Origin of the sequence: Aurantimicrobium photophilum (assembly GCF_003194085.1) — a bacterium.
Taxonomy (GTDB): Bacteria; Actinomycetota; Actinomycetes; order Actinomycetales; family Microbacteriaceae; genus Aurantimicrobium; species Aurantimicrobium photophilum.
Map to the genome: position 1 here is coordinate 381476 of NZ_CP023994.1, position 16841 is coordinate 398316.

A 16841-nucleotide genomic window follows, 5' to 3' on the forward strand; every position below is an offset into this window, starting at 1 on the left:
TTAAGCCTACTTGCCTGTGAACTCTGGCTTTGACCTAGTAGTAAATGCAGCAACGCCTGCGTGGAAGTCTTGGCTGGAAAGAAGCGCGGACAGTTCCTTCGGAAGCTGGCTGAGTGCTTCTTTCTCAACGACTGCTCGAGCTACACGGGCATTGCGTAACGTGGCCTGAACTGCCAGTGGAGCTTGTTCTGCAATAAGCCCGGCAAGCTCCATTGCTCGTTCCACTTGGGTACCAGCTGGAACAACTTCATTGATAAGTCCAATACGAAGTGCTTCTGCAGCGGAGAAGGTTTCTCCGGTGAGGAGATAACGAGAAGCATGTGCCCAGCCCACGCGCTGAGCAAAGCGCGTTGTTGCCCCGCCAAACGGCATAATTCCGCGAGTGACCTCGAGTTGTCCGAATACAGTGGTTTCATCTGCCACAGCCAGTTCAGAGGCAAGGATCAATTCCACGCCCAAAGTCAGGCATGTTCCCTGAACTGCCACAATGACAGGCTTGGAAATAGGAGCTGTTGTAATTCCCCAGGGGTCTATACCGCCTTGAGGAGTGAGATCAAGTCCAGATTGGGAGGCTGTTCCCAAAACATCGCCGAGGTCTAGACCGGCAGTGAAGTGGTCGCCTGCGGCAGATACGACGACAACGCGGACGTTATCGTCGCGGTCTGCCTCAGCATATTCAAGGGAGAGTTCAGAGAGCATCTGCCTATTGGCAGCATTCATCTTCTCCGCGCGATTGAGTTGCAGGTGGCGAATGTGACCTACTGTTGATACCAGCAGAATAGCGTTATGCCTTGTCATCAAATAATGCCTAACAACATTTCTTGAGTTCTGGAAAAGTAGTCAGAATTTTAGATTGAATTTCACTTAATTGTGTGGGCTTTAAATTACCGAGTTTTTTGTCAATATCTCGGGTTTCTAATGTCCAAAGACGAGATGTTCTAATGACACTTGTTTTGACGAGACCGCAATTCTGCCAGTCTTCTACTAATACATCGCCGGATGCCGGATTATTTACTCTTGATTCACTCCCAGTGACCATCGCTACAAGTGCTGATTCATCATGAGGGTTGAAACTTTTGTGTTCAGACAATACGACGATTGGCCTTTTTTTGAAAGAACTGAGTTCTTCATTGCTAAAGGGGAACCAAACTAAGTAGATATCACCAGGTTTCATAGTTCGTCGTATAGAGCGTCTTCAGCAGAAGACCAATCATTCACCCAGTGGTGATTTACGTATGCTGGTTCAATTTCTTTAACAATTCGGAGATCAATGAAAGTTGATTGATATTTATTTATTGAAATAGTTCCTGGACCAACAAGAACGTTCCAACTCTTATCATCGACTGACTGGACCGTGGGCATTGAATAAATGAATTGGGGGATGCGTAAATTGCTCATTTCAAATTCTCAACTTTAATTGGTTTCTCGTGAAAAATCTGGGTTCCAGGGGGGAGGTGGTTCCGATCTTCCAGATTCTGAGAGCCATTGTTGGCTTTGAATTTCAAGTGCCTTAATAATTTGAAAAATTTGTTCAGGTGGAATACGAACTCTGGAACAGACGGTTCCGTTCATTAGCGGCGGCGCTTCACTGCCATCCTCAGTTTTTCGCAACATTGCTGGTTGTACTACAGAGATGAAATCTAAGACAAAGGAAGAAGGTGTATGCCAGATACTTGCAAAATCTGCAAAAACTCCAGTTTCTTGTTGATTATCAAGACGAATTTGCAGCTCGAATGGCAGTTCATTATTTGCAGCAGACATATTCCAAATTCTACTTAATCTTCAGAGATATCAAGAAAACAATTTGGCGGGTGAAGTTTTTCAAAAAACTAAGGGGGCTTTGCCTTAGAGCAGCTTCTGCTTCAAAGCAAAGCCCCTCGACTAGTTACTAGTGCGTTTAGTCCTAGATTGCTGCAGCTGCAGCAAGACCCTTCGCGAGGTCTGCCTTGATGTCTTCGATGTTCTCGAGACCAACAGAAAGACGAACCAATCCAGGAGTCACACCACTGGTCAGCTGCTGTTCAGGAGTGAGCTGCGAGTGAGTGGTGGACGCTGGGTGGATAACCAATGAACGAACGTCACCAATGTTTGCCAAGTGACTAAACAGGTCAAGGTTGTCCACGAATGCCTTACCTGCTTCAACGCCACCCTTGAGTTCGAAGGACAGCACTGCACCAACACCCTTAGGTGCGTAGCGGTTAGCTGCGGTGTACCAGGGGCTGGAGGGAAGTGCTGCGTAGTTGACAGAAGCAACCTGAGGGTGTGCTTCCAGCCACTCTGCAACAGCAGTTGCATTTTCCACGTGGCGCTCGATACGCAGGCTTAAGGTTTCGATGCCCTGAATGATTTGCCATGCGCTCGCAGGAGCGATGGAAGAACCGAGGTCACGAAGAAGCTGAACACGTGCCTTGATGATGTAGGCAATAGCGTCACCAAGAACGGTGGTGTAGCTCGCGCCATGGTACGAGGGGTCTGGTTCGGTGAGACCTGGGAACTTCTCTACATTCTTAGACCATTCGAACTTGCCACCGTCCACGATGACACCACCGATAACGGTTCCGTGACCACCGAGGAACTTGGTAGCTGAGTGAACAACGATGTCAGCACCGTGCTCGAGAGGGCGAATCAGGTAGGGCGTAGCAATGGTGTTGTCCACGATGAGAGGCACACCAGCTTCGTGGGCAACCTTAGAAACCAGACCGATGTCCAAGATGTTGATACGTGGGTTACCAATGGTCTCACCGAAGAAGAGCTTGGTGTTGTGGCGAACAGCTGCACGCCATTCATCTGCGTCATCTTGGTTCTCGACGAATGTCACTTCGATACCAAGCTTCGCCAGGGTGTACTTGAACAGGTTGTAGGTACCACCGTAGATCGAGCTGGAAGACACAATGTGGTCACCAGCTTCAGCAATGTTCAGAACAGCAAAAGTTTCAGCTGCTTGACCGGAAGAAACCAGGAGTGCTGCAGTTCCACCCTCAAGTGCTGCAACACGCTGCTCAACGACGTCTTGAGTGGGGTTCTGGATACGGGTGTAGATGTTTCCAAACTCGGCAAGAGCGAAGAGGTTCTTGGCGTGCTCTGCGTTGTTGAAGACGTAGGAGGTGGTTTGGTAGATCGGAGTCGCACGAGCGTTAGTGACGGGGTCTGGCTGCGCGCCTGAGTGGATCTGCTTGGTTTCAAACTTCCAGTTTGCTTGGTCGTTGCTCATGGTGTGCTCCTTAGGCGGGTGGTGAAAACTTGCTTTGACGTTACGCCCGCCAGGAGTAGTACTCAATTGCGCAAGTCACGCGGTGTAACAAAGAGCCAATTGAGGTTGGGTTGAACAATCGGTTTGAACAGTTTCACCACTGGTTTTGTGGAGAGTAGAACGGTCAATCCAAATGAGCCAATAACGGCTAGGAGGATGTACCAGAGCGGACGCTCCCCGTCGAGGACACCGTTCTCACGCAGGGGATAGAGCACAAACGTGTGCAGTAAGTAGACATACATTGTTGCTTGGCCAAACTGGGTAAACCAGGTTTGTTCACGAGGAATCAGAATCAAGAAGGCCATAATCATGGCCGCCGCCACCAGCATGGTGGCGAGACGGCCCAGGCCACCCGACCACTGGTCATATCCAAAGGTGGCGTAGCCAGAGTCATATGTAATGAAACTGCGGATCTGAGCTTCACGGAGGAAGGGAACACTGACAGCTATGCCCACGGCAACAAGTACCATGAAAACAGTTGCAATCACTCGCCATCGAATGACGGATTGTGAGCACAGCGCCATCCAGCGCTCGCCGAGGTTCCATTCACGCAACTGCCAGCCGAATACGAAGAAGGGTAGGAACCCAAGTACTCGTGCTGCTGAGAAAGTTTGATCGATGGGGAAGTAGCCAGATGCTATGGAAATAATAATGCTGATGAGAAGTGGATATTTCAGTGCGACCAAATAGGGCAGCACAATTCGCCAAATAGCGAGAGCTAGAAGGAACCAGAGAGTCCATGATGCTCTGGTGAGGTCAAGACGGAAGTTGCCGGTGTAGAAGAAGAGAACTACGGACCAAATCACTTCAAAGATGATGTACGGAACCAGAATGTCAGTGTACACAGAGCGAATACGCCGGTCATCCGGCGCAGTTCCCTTGGTGAAGTAGCCAGACACAGCTACAAAGACGGGAACGTGGAACGCGTAGATAAACACATAGAGAGTGAAAGCCGCGTCGTTTTCGCCGACCATCTTGGTCAAAGTGTGGCCGGCAACCATGAGCGCGATGGCTCCAAAACGGGCGTTATCCCATAACGCGACCCGCTGTGTGCTCATATTAACTAGCCTAGAACTATGGAATCGACTCCAAAGCCAGTCATTATGAACGCTGCAGGCGTTCTCGTGGAAGATACAAGAAGCCCCAAAGAGATCAAGTGGGAGAAATTCACCACACTTCCCTTTATCTTCTTGTCTTTCATATTCCTACTGGGCTACTCGGTTCTGATCCTCAACGATGAGGTATTTACCCAGGGCATAGATAAGTACATCCTCCTGACACTAGGTGTCATCTGGATCATGTTCATCATTGATTACTTTGTTCGACTCACACTTTCCACGAATAAGCGCATCTTTTTCAAGCGCAACGTCATAGACCTCATCTCAATGGCAATTCCATTCACGCGCCCATTCTTGCTCTTGATGTATTTATCAAGACTGCGTTGGTTCCGTGGCCGCCAGGGCTCTTCTGTGCGAGCTCGGCTTGTGGCTTATGCAGCTTCGTTTGCCTTGATGTATATCTACGTACTTTCTTTGGCTGTTTATGCGGCAGAAAGAAATGCAGCCGGTGCCACCATCCTCAATTACGGTGACTCAGTGTGGTGGGCCATCGAAACCATCACCACCGTGGGTTATGGCGACATGATCCCGGTTACGATCGCAGGCCGTGTGTATGCGTCCTTGTTAATGTTGGGCGGTGTGGTGATTGTTGGTGCAACGACAGCTACAGTCATTTCTTACTTGAGCGAAAAAGTCCAGACAGTTCACAAGAAGTCTCAAGAGCACGCAGCTCACCTCAACGACACCCACAAACACGATGACAATCAACCTCACTCTTGAGGATTTAGCTAACAAGGGCTTGATTGATTCGAGCTGGGTCAATCAACTTCTCCCAGTACAAAGTGTTTTGGATCAGATTGCTCAGAGGCTCAATCAGGAGATTGACGCAGGTGAGCAAATACTCCCCTCCTCATCGAACATTTTGAGGGCGTTCACAATTCCATATGACCTGGTCAAAGTTGTCATTGTGGGGCAGGATCCATATCCCACCCCAGGAGACGCGGTCGGATTGTCTTTTTCTGTTTCTCCCGACAGACATGATCTTCCTCGTAGCTTGAAGAACATCTTCTCTGAACTCCATGCAGACTTAGGTTGCGATTTACCTGCAACGGGGGACTTATCTCCTTGGGCGGAGCAAGGAGTCATGTTGCTCAACCGGGTACTCACCGTCCGTTCTGGCGAGGCCGGTTCCCACCGAGGAATCGGATGGGAACAGGTAACAGAACAGGCCTTGAGGGCACTCAATGACAGAGTGAACAAACCCCTGGCTGCTGTGCTCTGGGGCAATGACGCCAAGTCTGCCACTGAATTCCTAAGCAATTCAGTGGTGATTGAGTCTGCCCATCCGAGCCCGATGTCTGCTTCACGAGGATTCTTTGGCTCGCGTCCGTTCAGCAAGGTAAATACTGCTCTTGTTGAAGCTGGGCAAACAGCAATTAATTGGCCATTACCAACTCAATCTGCCTTGTTCTAGTAGGTAGGCTTGTGCTCGTGCTTCCCGAGGAATATCTCAAACCACGTCAGCTCCCGTTACACCTGCAGAAACGGCCAGAGCCAGAAGCCCCATTCTCTTTCACTATTCGTGAGGCAACAGCTGCTGACCTTCCGGATATCCGAGAAATCTATAACTACTACGTCCTCAACAGCGTGGTCACGTTTGACGAAGACCAAATGACGCTTAAGGAATGGAAGCAGAAGTTCGCCTATCTTGAGAAACTCAAGATGCCTTTCATCGTTGCTGTTTCTCCTGGCCAGCAGGTTCTTGGATATGCCTTAGTAACTCCATGGAAGCAAAAACGTGCTTATCGCTACACCGTGGAGAACTCCATCTACCTTCGTGCTGCGTCAACCGGCAAAGGCTTGGGTAAAGCACTCATGAAGGAACTCATGGAACGCTCAGAAGCTGCGGGATTGAAAGAGATCATTGCTGTCATCGCTGATGGGGGAGCTGAGTCCTCGCTCAAACTTCATGAAGACTTTGGTTTCAAAGAAATTGGCCGCATGGGTCGAGTGGGGTTCAAGTTCGACCGATGGCTGGGGACAGTGCTTCTCCAAAAGACGCTTAAATGAAATAAGGCAGTGAGAATTACTCACGGCCTTATTTGGTGAAGCTAATTAGCTAGCGCGACGTGCACGTGCAGCGCGACGCTTGAGAGCGCGACGCTCGTCTTCACTGAGGCCACCCCATACGCCAGAGTCCTGACCGGTCTCGAGAGCGTACTGAAGGCACATCTCGGTGACGGTGCAGCGAGAGCAGACAACCTTTGCCTTGTCGATCTGGTCGACAGCGGGGCCGGTGTTACCTACTGGGAAGAACAGCTCTGGGTCTACTGTGAGACAAGCTGCGTCATTACGCCAATCCATGGGGATACTCCTTGTTTGCGGGCATGGGAAAAACCAAGTGAAGATGCATTCGGACTAATAAACGAATGCGTGTCGAGAGCCAGTCCCAAGCAATATTCAGAGCGAATATTTGCTTGCCCACAACGACGTAGGGGCTTATCAACTTAGATAATGGTTACACGCCTTCAAGTTAAGGTCAAGACTTTTTTCAAAGAAATGCAGGAAATGACCGAAATTACACCTGAAAAACCCAATAATCCGGGCTCAAATGGACGCGGACAAAAACGTCGTAGTCCTTTGGCTATCTTCCTAGGTGTGCTGGTGAGCATCGAAGCAATGTTGGTCTCCGCCGGTGCACTCTATTTTCTGAGCAGAATCTTCCTGGAAACCCCGGATAATCTCACGGGTGCAATTGTGATCTTTGGAATCACACTAGTCATGGCTGTTGGACTTATTGCTACATCCATAGGGACATTTAGGGCACAGCCGTGGACCCGTGGGGCGATCCTGACATGGCAAATACTTCAGTTCGCAATTGCTACATCTTTCATACAAGGAATTATTGAATGGCAGCCTGTGGGATGGACGCTCATCGCTCTATCTTTTGCAACTTGTTTTCTAGTCGTAAAGCAGATGTTGAAACCAACCGACTGAACATAAATTAGGCAATTACTCCGACACCACTAGCCACGTGGTGTGCGCCACTGCACAACGCGGGCTGGAACGGGCATGCTGGCAATTCGGCAGAGGAGTTGGAAAGTCCAAGTTCTAGATTGTGCTCACGGGGAAGTTCTTCAAGAACTCCCTGTAGTGGAGGCCAACTCTGAGGCTCATCGAGATTGAGAGGTCGGGCTACCACCCACTGAACCGCACGTTCTCCGCGGGGGCCGAATTTGAATGAATCAATAGTGTAGCCGCAACCTGCTTGGTCTAAAGTTTCCAGTACGGATTGTAAAACCAAGAAATCCCCCAAAAGATGTACCATGACTGCCCCTTTAACTTACCCCGTTTTCTCAAGAAAACGATGATTTGTAGTTTTAGGGGAGAGTAACTTTACCCACCGACATGAGCGGTGAGAAGTTCTTGAGGTTCTACTTCTAGAGCAGCAGAAATGCTGAAGAAGTTAGTCATTGTCGGGGTGTAATGGCCCTGCTCAATGCGATTGATGGTTTTTCTATCCAGTCCAGCTTTGTGAGCAAGCGCTTCTTGGGAGAGTCCACGACTCTTTCTGAAGTGCTTGATGGCAAGTGCGAACTTGTGCTCGTAGTTGGTGATGTCTTCAGACATCTTTATCAAACCTTTGATTTGGATTTGTACGTATCCTAATAGTAGAGGTTGAGCTGGGTTAGAGTCCTAATTTATTGCGAAGGCTAGCCACGTGACCGGTTGCCTTGACGTTGTAGAGGGGAAGCTCAATCTGTCCGGCCTCGTCAATGACGAAGGTTGAACGAATAACACCCATCACAGTCTTCCCGTACATCGACTTCTCACCATAAGTAGCGTAAGCGTTGTGGACGGCAAGCTCTGGGTCACTCAGAAGCGGAAAGGTGAGGCTTTCGTTGGTTTCAAACTTCTTAAGCTTGGCTGGAGCATCTTTGGAAACACCGAGAACAACGTAGCCGGAAGCTGCGAGTGAAGTCAGGCTGTCGCGGAAGTCACAAGCCTGCTTAGTGCAGCCAGGGGTCGAGGCTGCTGGGTAGAAGTACAGGATGACTTTCTTGCCTGCGTAGTCAGAAAGACTGACGGGGTTACCGTTCTGGTCAGGAAGGGTAAATGCGGGTGCTGTGTTTCCAGCTTCAAGGCGTGTACTCATATGTACAGGTTATTCCTGCAGAGCAAACCCTGCTACTTGGTCTCTGCCAGATAAACTGGACATTCATTCGAAATGGCTAGTTTGAGGTGTGTTAAGTGAGCAAGATTCTCGTTACTGGTGGAGCAGGCTTCATCGGTTCTAACTTTGTGCACTATCTCATGGACAACACTGATCATGAAGTTACAGTTCTTGATTCTCTGACCTATGCAGGTAACAAGGCATCTCTTTTAGATCTACCTTCGAACCGATTTACGTTTGTCCACGGGGACATCCGTGACGCTGAGCTCGTAGACGAGCTATTCAGTAAGAGTGACACTGTTGTTCACTACGCAGCAGAGTCTCACAATGACAACTCGTTGGATAACCCACGTCCATTCTTGGAGACCAACATCATTGGTACTTACACTCTCCTGGAAGCAGCGCGGAAATATGACACCAGACTTCACCACATCTCTACAGATGAGGTTTATGGCGATCTGGAGTTAGACGACCCTGAGCGTTTTAGTGAATCCACCCCCTATAACCCTTCGAGCCCATACTCCTCGACTAAGGCCGGAAGCGACCTGCTGGTTCGTGCGTGGGTTCGTTCATTCGGTGTTCGAGCAACAATCTCGAACTGCTCCAACAACTATGGTCCTTACCAGCACGTTGAGAAGTTCATCCCTCGCCAGATCACGAACGTGATCCGTGGCGTTCGACCCAAGCTCTACGGAGCTGGGGAGAACGTCCGTGACTGGATCCACGCTGATGACCACTCAAGCGCAGTGATGACCATCGTGGATAAGGGTGTCCTCGGTGAGACTTACCTCATTGGTGCTGACGGAGAAAAGAACAACAAAGACGTCGTTGAACTGATCCTCACCACAATGGGACAGCCAGCTGACGCCTATGATCATGTGACAGATCGTCCAGGTCACGACCTGCGTTACGCTATTGATTCCACCAAGCTGCGCACCGAGCTTGGTTGGAAGCCCACTCATGCAGACTTTGAGTCAGGTATTGCGGCAACTATCGACTGGTACAAGGCAAACGAATCATGGTGGGCTCCAACTAAGGACGCCACTGAGGCTTTCTACGCTTCTAAAGGCCAGTAATGACTGAGTTTGGTAAATCTCTGGGAATCCAGGAGACCAGCATCCCTGGTCTCCTGATTCTTGACCTCCCCGTTCACGGAGACTCGCGAGGTTGGTTCAAAGAGAACTGGCAGAGAGAGAAGATGCGTGCTGCTGGACTTCCAGATTTTGGGCCTGTACAAAACAACATTTCTTTCAATGACGAAATAGGTGTGACCCGCGGTATTCATGCTGAACCCTGGGACAAGTTTGTATCAGTCGCCAGCGGCAAAATATTCGGTGCATGGGTTGATCTGCGTGAAGGGGAGTCATTTGGCTCCGTCTTCACAGCAGAAATTGATGCTTCGACAGCAGTATTCGTGCCACGAGGTGTTGCGAACTCTTACCAAACTCTCGAGGCGGACACTGCATATGTCTATCTCGTCAACGACCACTGGAGTCCAGACGCCGAATACACTTTTGTGAATTTGGCAGATGAAACCATTGGTATTCAATGGCCTATTCCACTAGAGAACGCGCTTCTTTCTGAGAAAGACCAAGCACACCCTCGTCTAGATGCCGTAGTACCCATGAGGCCCAAGAAGACCTTGGTTCTAGGGGCAAACGGACAATTGGGATTAGCACTTCGCAAAGTAATGCCGGAGGCTGATTTTGCCACTCGTGAAGAGTTTGATGTTACAACCCACTCTGCCTACGTGTCATTCCCCTGGAGACAATACGACACTGTTATTAATGCCTCAGCATTTACTGCAGTAGATGCTGCTGAAACTCCTGAAGGCCGAGCTTCTGCATGGAAAACAAATGTCACGGCAGTTGGTTGGCTGGCCAAAGCCTGCACTGAAAACCGAATTACATTGGTGCATATCTCCAGTGACTACGTCTTTGATGGCTCCGCTACATTGCCATACCGTGAAGACGAGCCATTGAGTCCTCTCGGTGTCTACGGCCAGACAAAAGCTGCTGCAGATGCACTCGTTGAAACCGTCCCACAGCATTTCGTTCTCCGCACAAGCTGGGTCATTGGAGAAGGGGACAATTTCGTTCGCACCATGGCCTCACTCGCAGAACGAGGGATCAAACCTTCTGTAGTGAACGATCAAGTTGGCAGATTGACCTTCACCCAAGATCTTGCAGCTGCTATTCAGCACTTACTGGCGACTAGGCCTGCCTATGGGGTCTACAACCTCAGCAATGAGGGACCTGCTTCCAGCTGGGCAGATATCGCCTCACAGGTCTATGAATTGTTAGGTCATCATTCTGGTGATGTCACCGGAGTTACTACCGCAGAATATTTTGCGGGCAAAGAGGGAATTGCTCCTCGTCCACTCAACAGCATGCTTGATCTGTCAAAGATCATTAGCACGGGATTGTCTCCGGCTTCATGGCAAGAGAGACTTCAGCAGTATCTCTCTAGCTGATTAGTATCCTTGGGGGTTTTGGGACTGCCATCTCCAGGCATCCGCGCATGCTTCTGAGATATCGCGAGTTGAAGACCATCCCAAGAGCTTCTTAGCCAGTGAAGTATCTGCATAACACGCAGCAATGTCGCCAGGACGACGTGGAGTGACTGCGTAGGGAATTGGGCTTCCAACTACAGCTTCAAAGGCCGTGAGGAGTTCAAATACAGATGTTCCTTGTCCAGTTCCAAGGTTGACGGCGTGGAACCCTGGTTCTGAAAGACCCAGTGCAGCTACGTGACCTTCGGCAACGTCCATCACGTGGATATAGTCGCGAATACCCGTGCCGTCTGCAGTGTCATAGTCATCACCGAATACGGAGAGCTCAGAGAGCTTCCCGGATGCCACCTGGGTGATGTATGGCGCCAGATTGTTGGGAATCCCTGCGGGATCTTCACCAATCCTGCCGCTTTTGTGGGCGCCAATGGGGTTGAAGTAGCGCAAAGCAATCGCTTGGAAAGCTGAATTCGCTGCAACGGTGTCTGTGAGAATGCGTTCACACACAAATTTTGTATAGCCGTAGGGGTTGGTAATTCCCTCACCTGTCTTAGACGATTCGGTCAGAGGGAGTTCTGTTGAGCTTCCATATACCGTGGCTGAAGAGCTGAAAATGACTTTTGGGGGAGCTGAGCTCGTTGAGGCATTGATTGCTTTGAGCAGCGAAACCGTGGATCCGATGTTGTTTTCGTAATACTTCAACGGGTTGGCAACTGATTCACCGACTGCCTTAAATCCTGCAAAATGCAAGATGGCATCAAAAGATTGCTCGCGCAAAAATGAATGGAACTCGTGCTCATCACATAAATCAATGTTGTGGAACTCAATTGGTTTGCCTGTGATCTCAGAGACTCTGTTCAGGGACTCAACTGAACTGTTGCTTAGGTTGTCAACGACGACAGGGATGTGTCCTTGTTCTAGCAAAGCTAGCACCGTGTGAGAGCCGATGTACCCGGCCCCACCTGTTACTAAAACTCTCACAATTCCCCCGAACCCTAAAGAGATTTAAACGTCAAAAGCAAGCGCTGTAAAGAATCAATTCTGTGAGCGCCATTAGCTCCCAGTATCCCATCTGCAAGAGCTTCATTGAGTGCGCAATCTGGAGCGTCAGAGAGGTGCGAGCATCCACGAGGACATTTCTCAGCTAGTTCAGTTAAGTCGCTGAATGAGCCCAAGATGTTGTCAGGGTTCACGTGCCCGAGGCCGAATGAACGAATACCGGGGGTGTCAATAATCCAGCCGTTCCCGAAAGAAGACTCCAACTTGAAACAGATACTTGAGCTTGAGGTGTGACGGCCACGGCCGGTCACTTCGTTGACATGGCCAGTAGCGCGGTGTGCTCCCGGAACTAGAACGTTGACCAGAGTGGATTTCCCCACGCCGGAGTGGCCCACAGCCACAGTTGTGTGTCCTGCAAGGGCCTGCTGGAGCTCCTCAAGAGGAACTTGATCAGTACCACTTCGGAAGATGGGAACATCAAGCCCGGCAAAGTTTGCCAGGAATTCAGAAGGATCATGGGTGTCACACTTCGTGATGACAATGAGTGGCTTAATTCCTGCATCAAAAGCAGCGACCAGATAGCGGTCTACCAAACGAACCCGTGGTTCAGGGTTTGCTGCAGCAATCACAATCAACAGCTGGTCAGCGTTGGCAACAATAACGCGTTCCACTTCGTCAGTGTCATCTGCACTACGACGGAGAACTGTAGACCTTGGGTCGACGCGAACAATTCGTCCCAGGCTGCCAGGTTCCCCCGTGACATCGCCAACCACGTTGACGAAATCACCAATAACGATGGCGTTCTTACTGAGTTCGCGGGCACGTGAACACGTGACGGGTATCTCATTGATGAGAACGGTGTATCGACCACGGTCAACTCCTGTCACCATTCCGGTAACGGCGTCAGCGTGGTCGGGACGGGTTTTGGTGCGGGGCTTATTTGCTTTGGGGTTCGGACGAATCCGAATGTCTGACTCGTCGTATTGCTCACCGAGTGAGTTCTCGTCAGAGTTTGCAGACCACCAACTCATGAGTGAGAAGACTCCACAAGTGATGACCACAGTTCAGGGAATTCAGGCAGGGTCTTTGACGTTGTACCAATGTTTTCTATCTCAACACCAGGCACGACAAGGCCAATAATGGCTCCAGATGTGGCCATGCGGTGGTCTTCGTAGCTCAACCACACTCCGCCATGGAGTTCGGCGGGTTCAATCTGGAGCCCATCCTCGAGCTCAGTAACCTTGCCGCCAAGTTTGTTTAATTCATTGGCGAGTGCTGCCAAGCGGTCTGTTTCATGGTGGCGAATGTGGCCAATGCCTGTGATCGTGCTGGGAGTTGTTGCCAGAGCAGCAATTGCCACGATTGCAGGGGCAAGTTCGCCTCCGGTGGTGAGGTCAAGTGTGATGCCGTGCACCACAGGGTTTCCTGCTTCGTCACTCTTTCCTGTGACGGTCACCTTGTCACCATCACGAGAGACAGTTGCACCAAAGAGAGGCAAGATCTCAAGTAAGTCGTTGCCCACCTGAGTGGTTTCAATAGGCCAACCTGAAATGGTGACAGATCCGCCAGTCACAACTGCAGCAGCCAAGAATGGCGCTGCGTTGGAAAGATCTGGCTCGATCTGAACATTAACGGCAGAAATGTGGCCTGGCTTGACTATCCAACGGCCAACTTCGGGGCTTTCGACCTTTACTCCACGAGCACGGAGCACCTCGATGGTCATCTCTATGTGGGGGAGGCTAGGGAGTCGCTCGCCGGAGTGGGTGAGATCAAGCCCGTTTTCAAAGCGAGCGGCAGAAAGCAACAAACCAGAGACAAACTGACTAGAACTCGATGCATCAATGGTGAGTGCACCACCGGCTACGTTTCCAGTTCCATGAACAGTGAATGGCAGGCTGCCACGACCTTCATCTGCCACATCCACGCCTAAAGCGCGGAGCGAGGAGATAGTGGTAGCCATAGGGCGACGACGCGCACCTTCATCGCCATCAAAAGTGGTGGGTCCCAGAGCTAAAGATGCCACGGGAGGAATGAAACGCATGACCGTGCCAGCTAGACCACAATCAATGGTGGTTGATCCAATCAGTTCACCAGGGGTGATTTTCCAATCAGGACCGAAAGCACCTTCTCCTGGAACTTCAACGATTTCTGCGCCTAGGGACCTCAGCGCCTCGATCATGAGTCGACTGTCTCGTGAATGAAGGGGTCTCTTGATTGTCGAAGGACCATCCGCCAGAGCAGCAAGAACGAGTTCACGGTTAGTCAACGACTTGGAACCTGGGATTTGAAGCTCTCCAGTAACAGGTTGGCTAGCCTGAGGGGCCTTCCAGTGGCCTGATACGACACCTGGGACGTCGTTTGACCCGTAAGGGTCAAATTCAGGCCGGGAATAAGGAGAGGTCAACATTTGTTCTAGGTTATCGAGGATTTAGCAGAGGAGTGGGCGCTTATGGCTGGTTCACTCACGTTGGACAGGGCAGGCGTAGGCTTACAACAGATGACTACCGCACCCTCTGCCAAAAGCGCACTGTTTGAAGAACAGGCCATGGAGCATATTGACAAGCTCTATGCCCATGCCATGCGCAAGACCGGCAACCGCGTAGACGCCAATGATTTGGTGCAAGAAACCTATCTCAAAGCCTTTGCTGCCTTTGATCAGTTCCAACAGGGAACAAACATCAAAGCCTGGCTGCACCGCATTCTTGAGAATACCTACATCAACCAATACCGCAAGCTCCAGAACCAGCCCTTTTATTCACCACTTGAGGAATTAGAAGACTGGCAACTCGGAGATGCAGAGAGCAGAACGGCTACTTCCAGCCGTTCTGCAGAGGCAGAGGCGATTGATCACTTGCCTGCAAGTGCTGTCAAAGACGCACTGCAGGCGATTCCTGAAGACTTCAGAGCTGCTGTCTACTTAGTAGATGTTGAGGGGTACAGTTACCAGGAGGTAGCCGACATCATGGACACTCCCACGGGGACAGTCATGAGCAGACTTCACCGCGGAAGAAAGCTACTCCGTGAACAATTAGCTGACTATGCACGCGAGCAAGGCATTGGAAAGGGCAAGTAATGGGTGACTGCGGTTGCGACAAGGCCAAGAAGGACCTTGAAGAGTATCTCCACAACGAATTATGTAGCGAAGAGGCTGCAGATATTCGTGCACACATGGAGAACTGTGTTGATTGCTCAGATGAACACCGCGTCGGTGTCGTGCTGACCGAAGCTGTGAAACGCGCATGCGAAGAGACGGCACCAGAAGAGCTGAAGTCTGAGGTCCTAGAGAAACTGCGCAGTATGCAGCAGCATTAATTCTTAATTGGTTTAACGAACAATGCCCGCGAAATTACTTGGGTTCTAATGGTCGTTGCAACACTCCATCTTTTTGGAGGTTGCAACGACCATGTCTTTTACCCCGCCGCCCAAACGCACTCGGAGGCGTTATTCCCTGGCTGAGAAGGCTGCTCTTTTTGAGGCTTTCGAGCGTTTAGGCAATGCCAATGCCGCTGCCAGAGAGCTGGGTTTTCCTATGCTCACGTGTTATCAGTGGCTTGTTGCTGCAGGGGTTGATGTTGGTGCGCCTCGTCGGCAGCGCCACAATCTTGTCCGTGAGCACTATTTCCGTCTGCGAGATTCGGGCGTTCATCGAGTAGATGCGGCGAAGCAGGCAGGTGTTCATATTCGCACTGCCCAAGATTGGGACAGAGGGATAGTGAAGAAAATTCATTCACGCATCTATCCTGATGGCCATGTTGTCCACTACAACAAGAGTGTGAATGTTCAGGAACGACTTGTTGATGGTGTTCGTATTTCTGTGTTGGAGAAGGTGCTTGATCCGAGGTTTCTCTCACTTGTTGAGCGGGAGAAGATTCGCAGTTTCCACGTCCAGGGCATGAGTATTCGCTCCATGGCTCAGGTGTTGGGCAGGGCTGCTTCAAGCATCAGCAGGGAACTGCGACGCAATAGGGTCGAGGATGTTTATGAGCCCTACACAGCCCATCGGGTTTCTGTCACACGCAGACAAAGACCGAAAACTCGTAAGCTTTTGACACAGCCGATGTTAAAGGCGTTTGTTCAAGAGGGATTAGATAATCAGTGGTCTCCGGAGCAGATTTCTCACAAGTTGGTGGAAGAGTTTCCCGACAGTCAGGAGATGCGAGTGTCACCGGAGACGATCTATCAAACCTTGTATTTGCAGGCTCGTGGTGGTTTGAAGAAAGAGATCCAATCAGCTCTTCGCACGGGACGCACCAGGCGCAAACCCCACAACACGGGGCTTGAACGCCGGCCTCGTTTTGCTGATCCGATGGTGATGATTTCTGAACGTCCTGCCGAAGTTGAAGACAGGGCCGTTCCAGGGCATTGGGAAGGTGATCTCATAGTTGGAACGCAAAACAGGTCAGCGATTGCGACGTTGGTTGAGCGCAGCACACGATATGTGATGCTTGCCCATCTCTCCGGTGATCACACTGCAGAAACAGTTCGTGACGCACTAATCAAAACCATGCAGACCCTGCCAGAGCATTTGCGAGGGTCACTGACGTGGGATCAAGGAATTGAGATGGCAAGGCATAAAGAATTTAGTATCGCCACAGACATGCCTGTCTATTTCTGTGATCCAGCAAGCCCTTGGCAACGCGGTTCCAACGAGAACACCAACGGACTCCTCAGACAGTATTTTCCCAAGGGAACAGACTTGTCAGTGTTTGGGCCTGAAGACCTTGAACGAGTCGCCCTGCAACTCAACGGGCGGCCAAGAAAAACACTCGGCTGGAAAAATCCAGCCGAGTGTTTAAGAGACCTACTAGTGTCGAACTAAATCACGTCAGTGTTGCAACGATCAATTGAATT

General features: G+C 50.4%; 20 protein-coding genes. 9 read left to right on the forward strand and 11 right to left on the reverse strand.

Going from position 1 to position 16841, the window contains the following annotated elements:
• Nucleotides 1-6 precede the first annotated feature (6 nt).
• From AURMO_RS01985 to AURMO_RS02010, 5 genes are all read right to left on the reverse strand, one after another.
• Entirely contained in the window at nucleotides 7-798 is a 792-nt protein-coding gene (locus tag AURMO_RS01985; RefSeq protein WP_110232914.1) for a crotonase/enoyl-CoA hydratase family protein, read from the reverse strand.
• A gap of 10 nt (nucleotides 799-808) precedes the next feature.
• On the reverse strand, nucleotides 809-1174 hold the full coding sequence (locus AURMO_RS01990) for a type II toxin-antitoxin system PemK/MazF family toxin (RefSeq protein ID WP_110232915.1): 366 nt from the start codon (nucleotides 1172-1174) through the stop codon (nucleotides 809-811).
• A 239-nt stretch (nucleotides 1175-1413) separates the two neighbouring features.
• Nucleotides 1414-1761, reverse strand: a complete 348-nt coding sequence (locus AURMO_RS02000; protein WP_110232917.1) for a DUF3467 domain-containing protein — start codon at nucleotides 1759-1761, stop codon at nucleotides 1414-1416.
• 142 nt (nucleotides 1762-1903) lie between these two features.
• Nucleotides 1904-3211, reverse strand: a complete 1308-nt coding sequence (locus AURMO_RS02005) for a bifunctional o-acetylhomoserine/o-acetylserine sulfhydrylase (protein WP_110232918.1) — start codon at nucleotides 3209-3211, stop codon at nucleotides 1904-1906.
• A gap of 62 nt (nucleotides 3212-3273) precedes the next feature.
• Nucleotides 3274-4308, reverse strand: a complete 1035-nt coding sequence (locus AURMO_RS02010; RefSeq protein WP_110232919.1) for an acyltransferase family protein — start codon at nucleotides 4306-4308, stop codon at nucleotides 3274-3276.
• A gap of 18 nt (nucleotides 4309-4326) precedes the next feature.
• On the opposite strand from AURMO_RS02010, the gene AURMO_RS02015 reads away from it, so the two are divergent.
• From AURMO_RS02015 to AURMO_RS02025, 3 genes are read left to right on the forward strand one after another with little or no spacing between them, the layout of a single operon-like run.
• Nucleotides 4327-5088: a potassium channel family protein gene (locus AURMO_RS02015; RefSeq protein ID WP_110232920.1), complete on the forward strand. Its 762-nt coding sequence runs from the start codon at nucleotides 4327-4329 to the stop codon at nucleotides 5086-5088.
• Nucleotides 5066-5782 (forward strand): uracil-DNA glycosylase, encoded by a 717-nt coding sequence (locus tag AURMO_RS02020; RefSeq protein WP_110232921.1) that lies wholly within the window; start codon nucleotides 5066-5068, stop codon nucleotides 5780-5782. Before AURMO_RS02015 ends, AURMO_RS02020 begins: the two co-directional genes overlap by 23 nt.
• A gap of 17 nt (nucleotides 5783-5799) precedes the next feature.
• Nucleotides 5800-6378 (forward strand): GNAT family N-acetyltransferase, encoded by a 579-nt coding sequence (locus tag AURMO_RS02025; protein WP_110234835.1) that lies wholly within the window; start codon nucleotides 5800-5802, stop codon nucleotides 6376-6378.
• A 45-nt stretch (nucleotides 6379-6423) separates the two neighbouring features.
• Here the strand turns inward: AURMO_RS02025 and AURMO_RS02030 are convergent, their stop codons facing one another.
• Nucleotides 6424-6672 carry a WhiB family transcriptional regulator gene (locus AURMO_RS02030; RefSeq protein ID WP_096380259.1) on the reverse strand — a complete coding sequence of 83 codons (249 nt, stop codon included), beginning with the start codon at nucleotides 6670-6672 and terminating at the stop codon, nucleotides 6424-6426.
• A gap of 150 nt (nucleotides 6673-6822) precedes the next feature.
• Here AURMO_RS02030 and AURMO_RS02035 point away from each other — a divergent pair, with 150 nt between their 5' ends.
• A complete protein-coding gene (locus tag AURMO_RS02035; protein ID WP_110232922.1) occupies nucleotides 6823-7305 on the forward strand; it encodes a hypothetical protein in 483 nt (160 codons plus the stop codon).
• A gap of 399 nt (nucleotides 7306-7704) precedes the next feature.
• Here the strand turns inward: AURMO_RS02035 and AURMO_RS02040 are convergent, their stop codons facing one another.
• Entirely contained in the window at nucleotides 7705-7938 is a 234-nt protein-coding gene (locus AURMO_RS02040; RefSeq protein ID WP_110232923.1) for a helix-turn-helix transcriptional regulator, read from the reverse strand.
• A 58-nt stretch (nucleotides 7939-7996) separates the two neighbouring features.
• Entirely contained in the window at nucleotides 7997-8464 is a 468-nt protein-coding gene (bcp, locus tag AURMO_RS02045; protein WP_110232924.1) for a thioredoxin-dependent thiol peroxidase, read from the reverse strand.
• Between the two features lie 95 nt (nucleotides 8465-8559).
• On the opposite strand from bcp, the gene rfbB reads away from it, so the two are divergent.
• Nucleotides 8560-9558, forward strand: a complete 999-nt coding sequence (gene rfbB, locus AURMO_RS02050) for a dTDP-glucose 4,6-dehydratase (RefSeq protein WP_110232925.1) — start codon at nucleotides 8560-8562, stop codon at nucleotides 9556-9558.
• Nucleotides 9558-10955: a sugar nucleotide-binding protein gene (locus AURMO_RS02055; protein ID WP_110232926.1), complete on the forward strand. Its 1398-nt coding sequence runs from the start codon at nucleotides 9558-9560 to the stop codon at nucleotides 10953-10955. Before rfbB ends, AURMO_RS02055 begins: the two co-directional genes overlap by 1 nt.
• On the opposite strand, the gene galE is transcribed toward AURMO_RS02055, so the two are convergent.
• The 3 genes from galE to aroA are packed head-to-tail and all read right to left on the reverse strand — an operon-like array spanning nucleotide 10956 to nucleotide 14397.
• Nucleotides 10956-11972, reverse strand: a complete 1017-nt coding sequence (galE, locus tag AURMO_RS02060) for a UDP-glucose 4-epimerase GalE (protein WP_110232927.1) — start codon at nucleotides 11970-11972, stop codon at nucleotides 10956-10958.
• A gap of 14 nt (nucleotides 11973-11986) precedes the next feature.
• A complete protein-coding gene (gene rsgA, locus AURMO_RS02065) occupies nucleotides 11987-13021 on the reverse strand; it encodes a ribosome small subunit-dependent GTPase A (RefSeq protein WP_110232928.1) in 1035 nt (344 codons plus the stop codon).
• Complete coding sequence (gene aroA, locus AURMO_RS02070) at nucleotides 13018-14397, reverse strand: 3-phosphoshikimate 1-carboxyvinyltransferase (protein ID WP_110232929.1); 1380 nt, start codon at nucleotides 14395-14397, stop codon at nucleotides 13018-13020. The genes rsgA and aroA overlap by 4 nt, the downstream gene beginning before the upstream one ends.
• 90 nt (nucleotides 14398-14487) lie before the next feature.
• On the opposite strand from aroA, the gene AURMO_RS02075 reads away from it, so the two are divergent.
• From AURMO_RS02075 to AURMO_RS02085, 3 genes are all read left to right on the forward strand, one after another.
• Nucleotides 14488-15063, forward strand: a complete 576-nt coding sequence (locus AURMO_RS02075) for a sigma-70 family RNA polymerase sigma factor (RefSeq protein WP_239406851.1) — start codon at nucleotides 14488-14490, stop codon at nucleotides 15061-15063.
• Nucleotides 15063-15302 carry a zf-HC2 domain-containing protein gene (locus AURMO_RS02080; RefSeq protein WP_110232931.1) on the forward strand — a complete coding sequence of 80 codons (240 nt, stop codon included), beginning with the start codon at nucleotides 15063-15065 and terminating at the stop codon, nucleotides 15300-15302. The genes AURMO_RS02075 and AURMO_RS02080 overlap by 1 nt, the downstream gene beginning before the upstream one ends.
• Before the next feature lie 91 nt (nucleotides 15303-15393).
• The gene (locus AURMO_RS02085; RefSeq protein WP_420807778.1) at nucleotides 15394-16809 is read left to right on the forward strand and encodes an IS30 family transposase; all 1416 of its coding nucleotides are present in this window, start codon (nucleotides 15394-15396) and stop codon (nucleotides 16807-16809) included.
• The last annotated feature ends 32 nt before the right edge of the window (nucleotides 16810-16841 follow it).

Excerpts from the sequence above, each read along its gene's own strand:
- AURMO_RS02080 (WP_110232931.1), top strand. The coding sequence starts at position 15,063 with ATGGGTGACTGCGGTTGCGACAAGGCCAAGAAGGACCTTGAAGAGTAT.
- AURMO_RS01990 (WP_110232915.1), bottom strand. The coding sequence starts at position 1,174 with ATGAAACCTGGTGATATCTACTTAGTTTGGTTCCCCTTTAGCAATGAA.
- AURMO_RS02055 (WP_110232926.1), top strand. The coding sequence starts at position 9,558 with ATGACTGAGTTTGGTAAATCTCTGGGAATCCAGGAGACCAGCATCCCT.
- rsgA (WP_110232928.1), bottom strand. The coding sequence starts at position 13,021 with ATGAGTTGGTGGTCTGCAAACTCTGACGAGAACTCACTCGGTGAGCAA.
- AURMO_RS02030 (WP_096380259.1), bottom strand. The coding sequence starts at position 6,672 with ATGGATTGGCGTAATGACGCAGCTTGTCTCACAGTAGACCCAGAGCTG.
- AURMO_RS02020 (WP_110232921.1), top strand. The coding sequence starts at position 5,066 with ATGACAATCAACCTCACTCTTGAGGATTTAGCTAACAAGGGCTTGATT.
- AURMO_RS02000 (WP_110232917.1), bottom strand. The coding sequence starts at position 1,761 with ATGTCTGCTGCAAATAATGAACTGCCATTCGAGCTGCAAATTCGTCTT.
- AURMO_RS02010 (WP_110232919.1), bottom strand. The coding sequence starts at position 4,308 with ATGAGCACACAGCGGGTCGCGTTATGGGATAACGCCCGTTTTGGAGCC.
- AURMO_RS02075 (WP_239406851.1), top strand. The coding sequence starts at position 14,488 with ATGACTACCGCACCCTCTGCCAAAAGCGCACTGTTTGAAGAACAGGCC.
- AURMO_RS01985 (WP_110232914.1), bottom strand. The coding sequence starts at position 798 with ATGACAAGGCATAACGCTATTCTGCTGGTATCAACAGTAGGTCACATT.
- AURMO_RS02015 (WP_110232920.1), top strand. The coding sequence starts at position 4,327 with ATGGAATCGACTCCAAAGCCAGTCATTATGAACGCTGCAGGCGTTCTC.
- aroA (WP_110232929.1), bottom strand. The coding sequence starts at position 14,397 with ATGTTGACCTCTCCTTATTCCCGGCCTGAATTTGACCCTTACGGGTCA.
- AURMO_RS02040 (WP_110232923.1), bottom strand. The coding sequence starts at position 7,938 with ATGTCTGAAGACATCACCAACTACGAGCACAAGTTCGCACTTGCCATC.
- AURMO_RS02085 (WP_420807778.1), top strand. The coding sequence starts at position 15,394 with ATGTCTTTTACCCCGCCGCCCAAACGCACTCGGAGGCGTTATTCCCTG.
- bcp (WP_110232924.1), bottom strand. The coding sequence starts at position 8,464 with ATGAGTACACGCCTTGAAGCTGGAAACACAGCACCCGCATTTACCCTT.
- AURMO_RS02005 (WP_110232918.1), bottom strand. The coding sequence starts at position 3,211 with ATGAGCAACGACCAAGCAAACTGGAAGTTTGAAACCAAGCAGATCCAC.
- AURMO_RS02035 (WP_110232922.1), top strand. The coding sequence starts at position 6,823 with ATGGTTACACGCCTTCAAGTTAAGGTCAAGACTTTTTTCAAAGAAATG.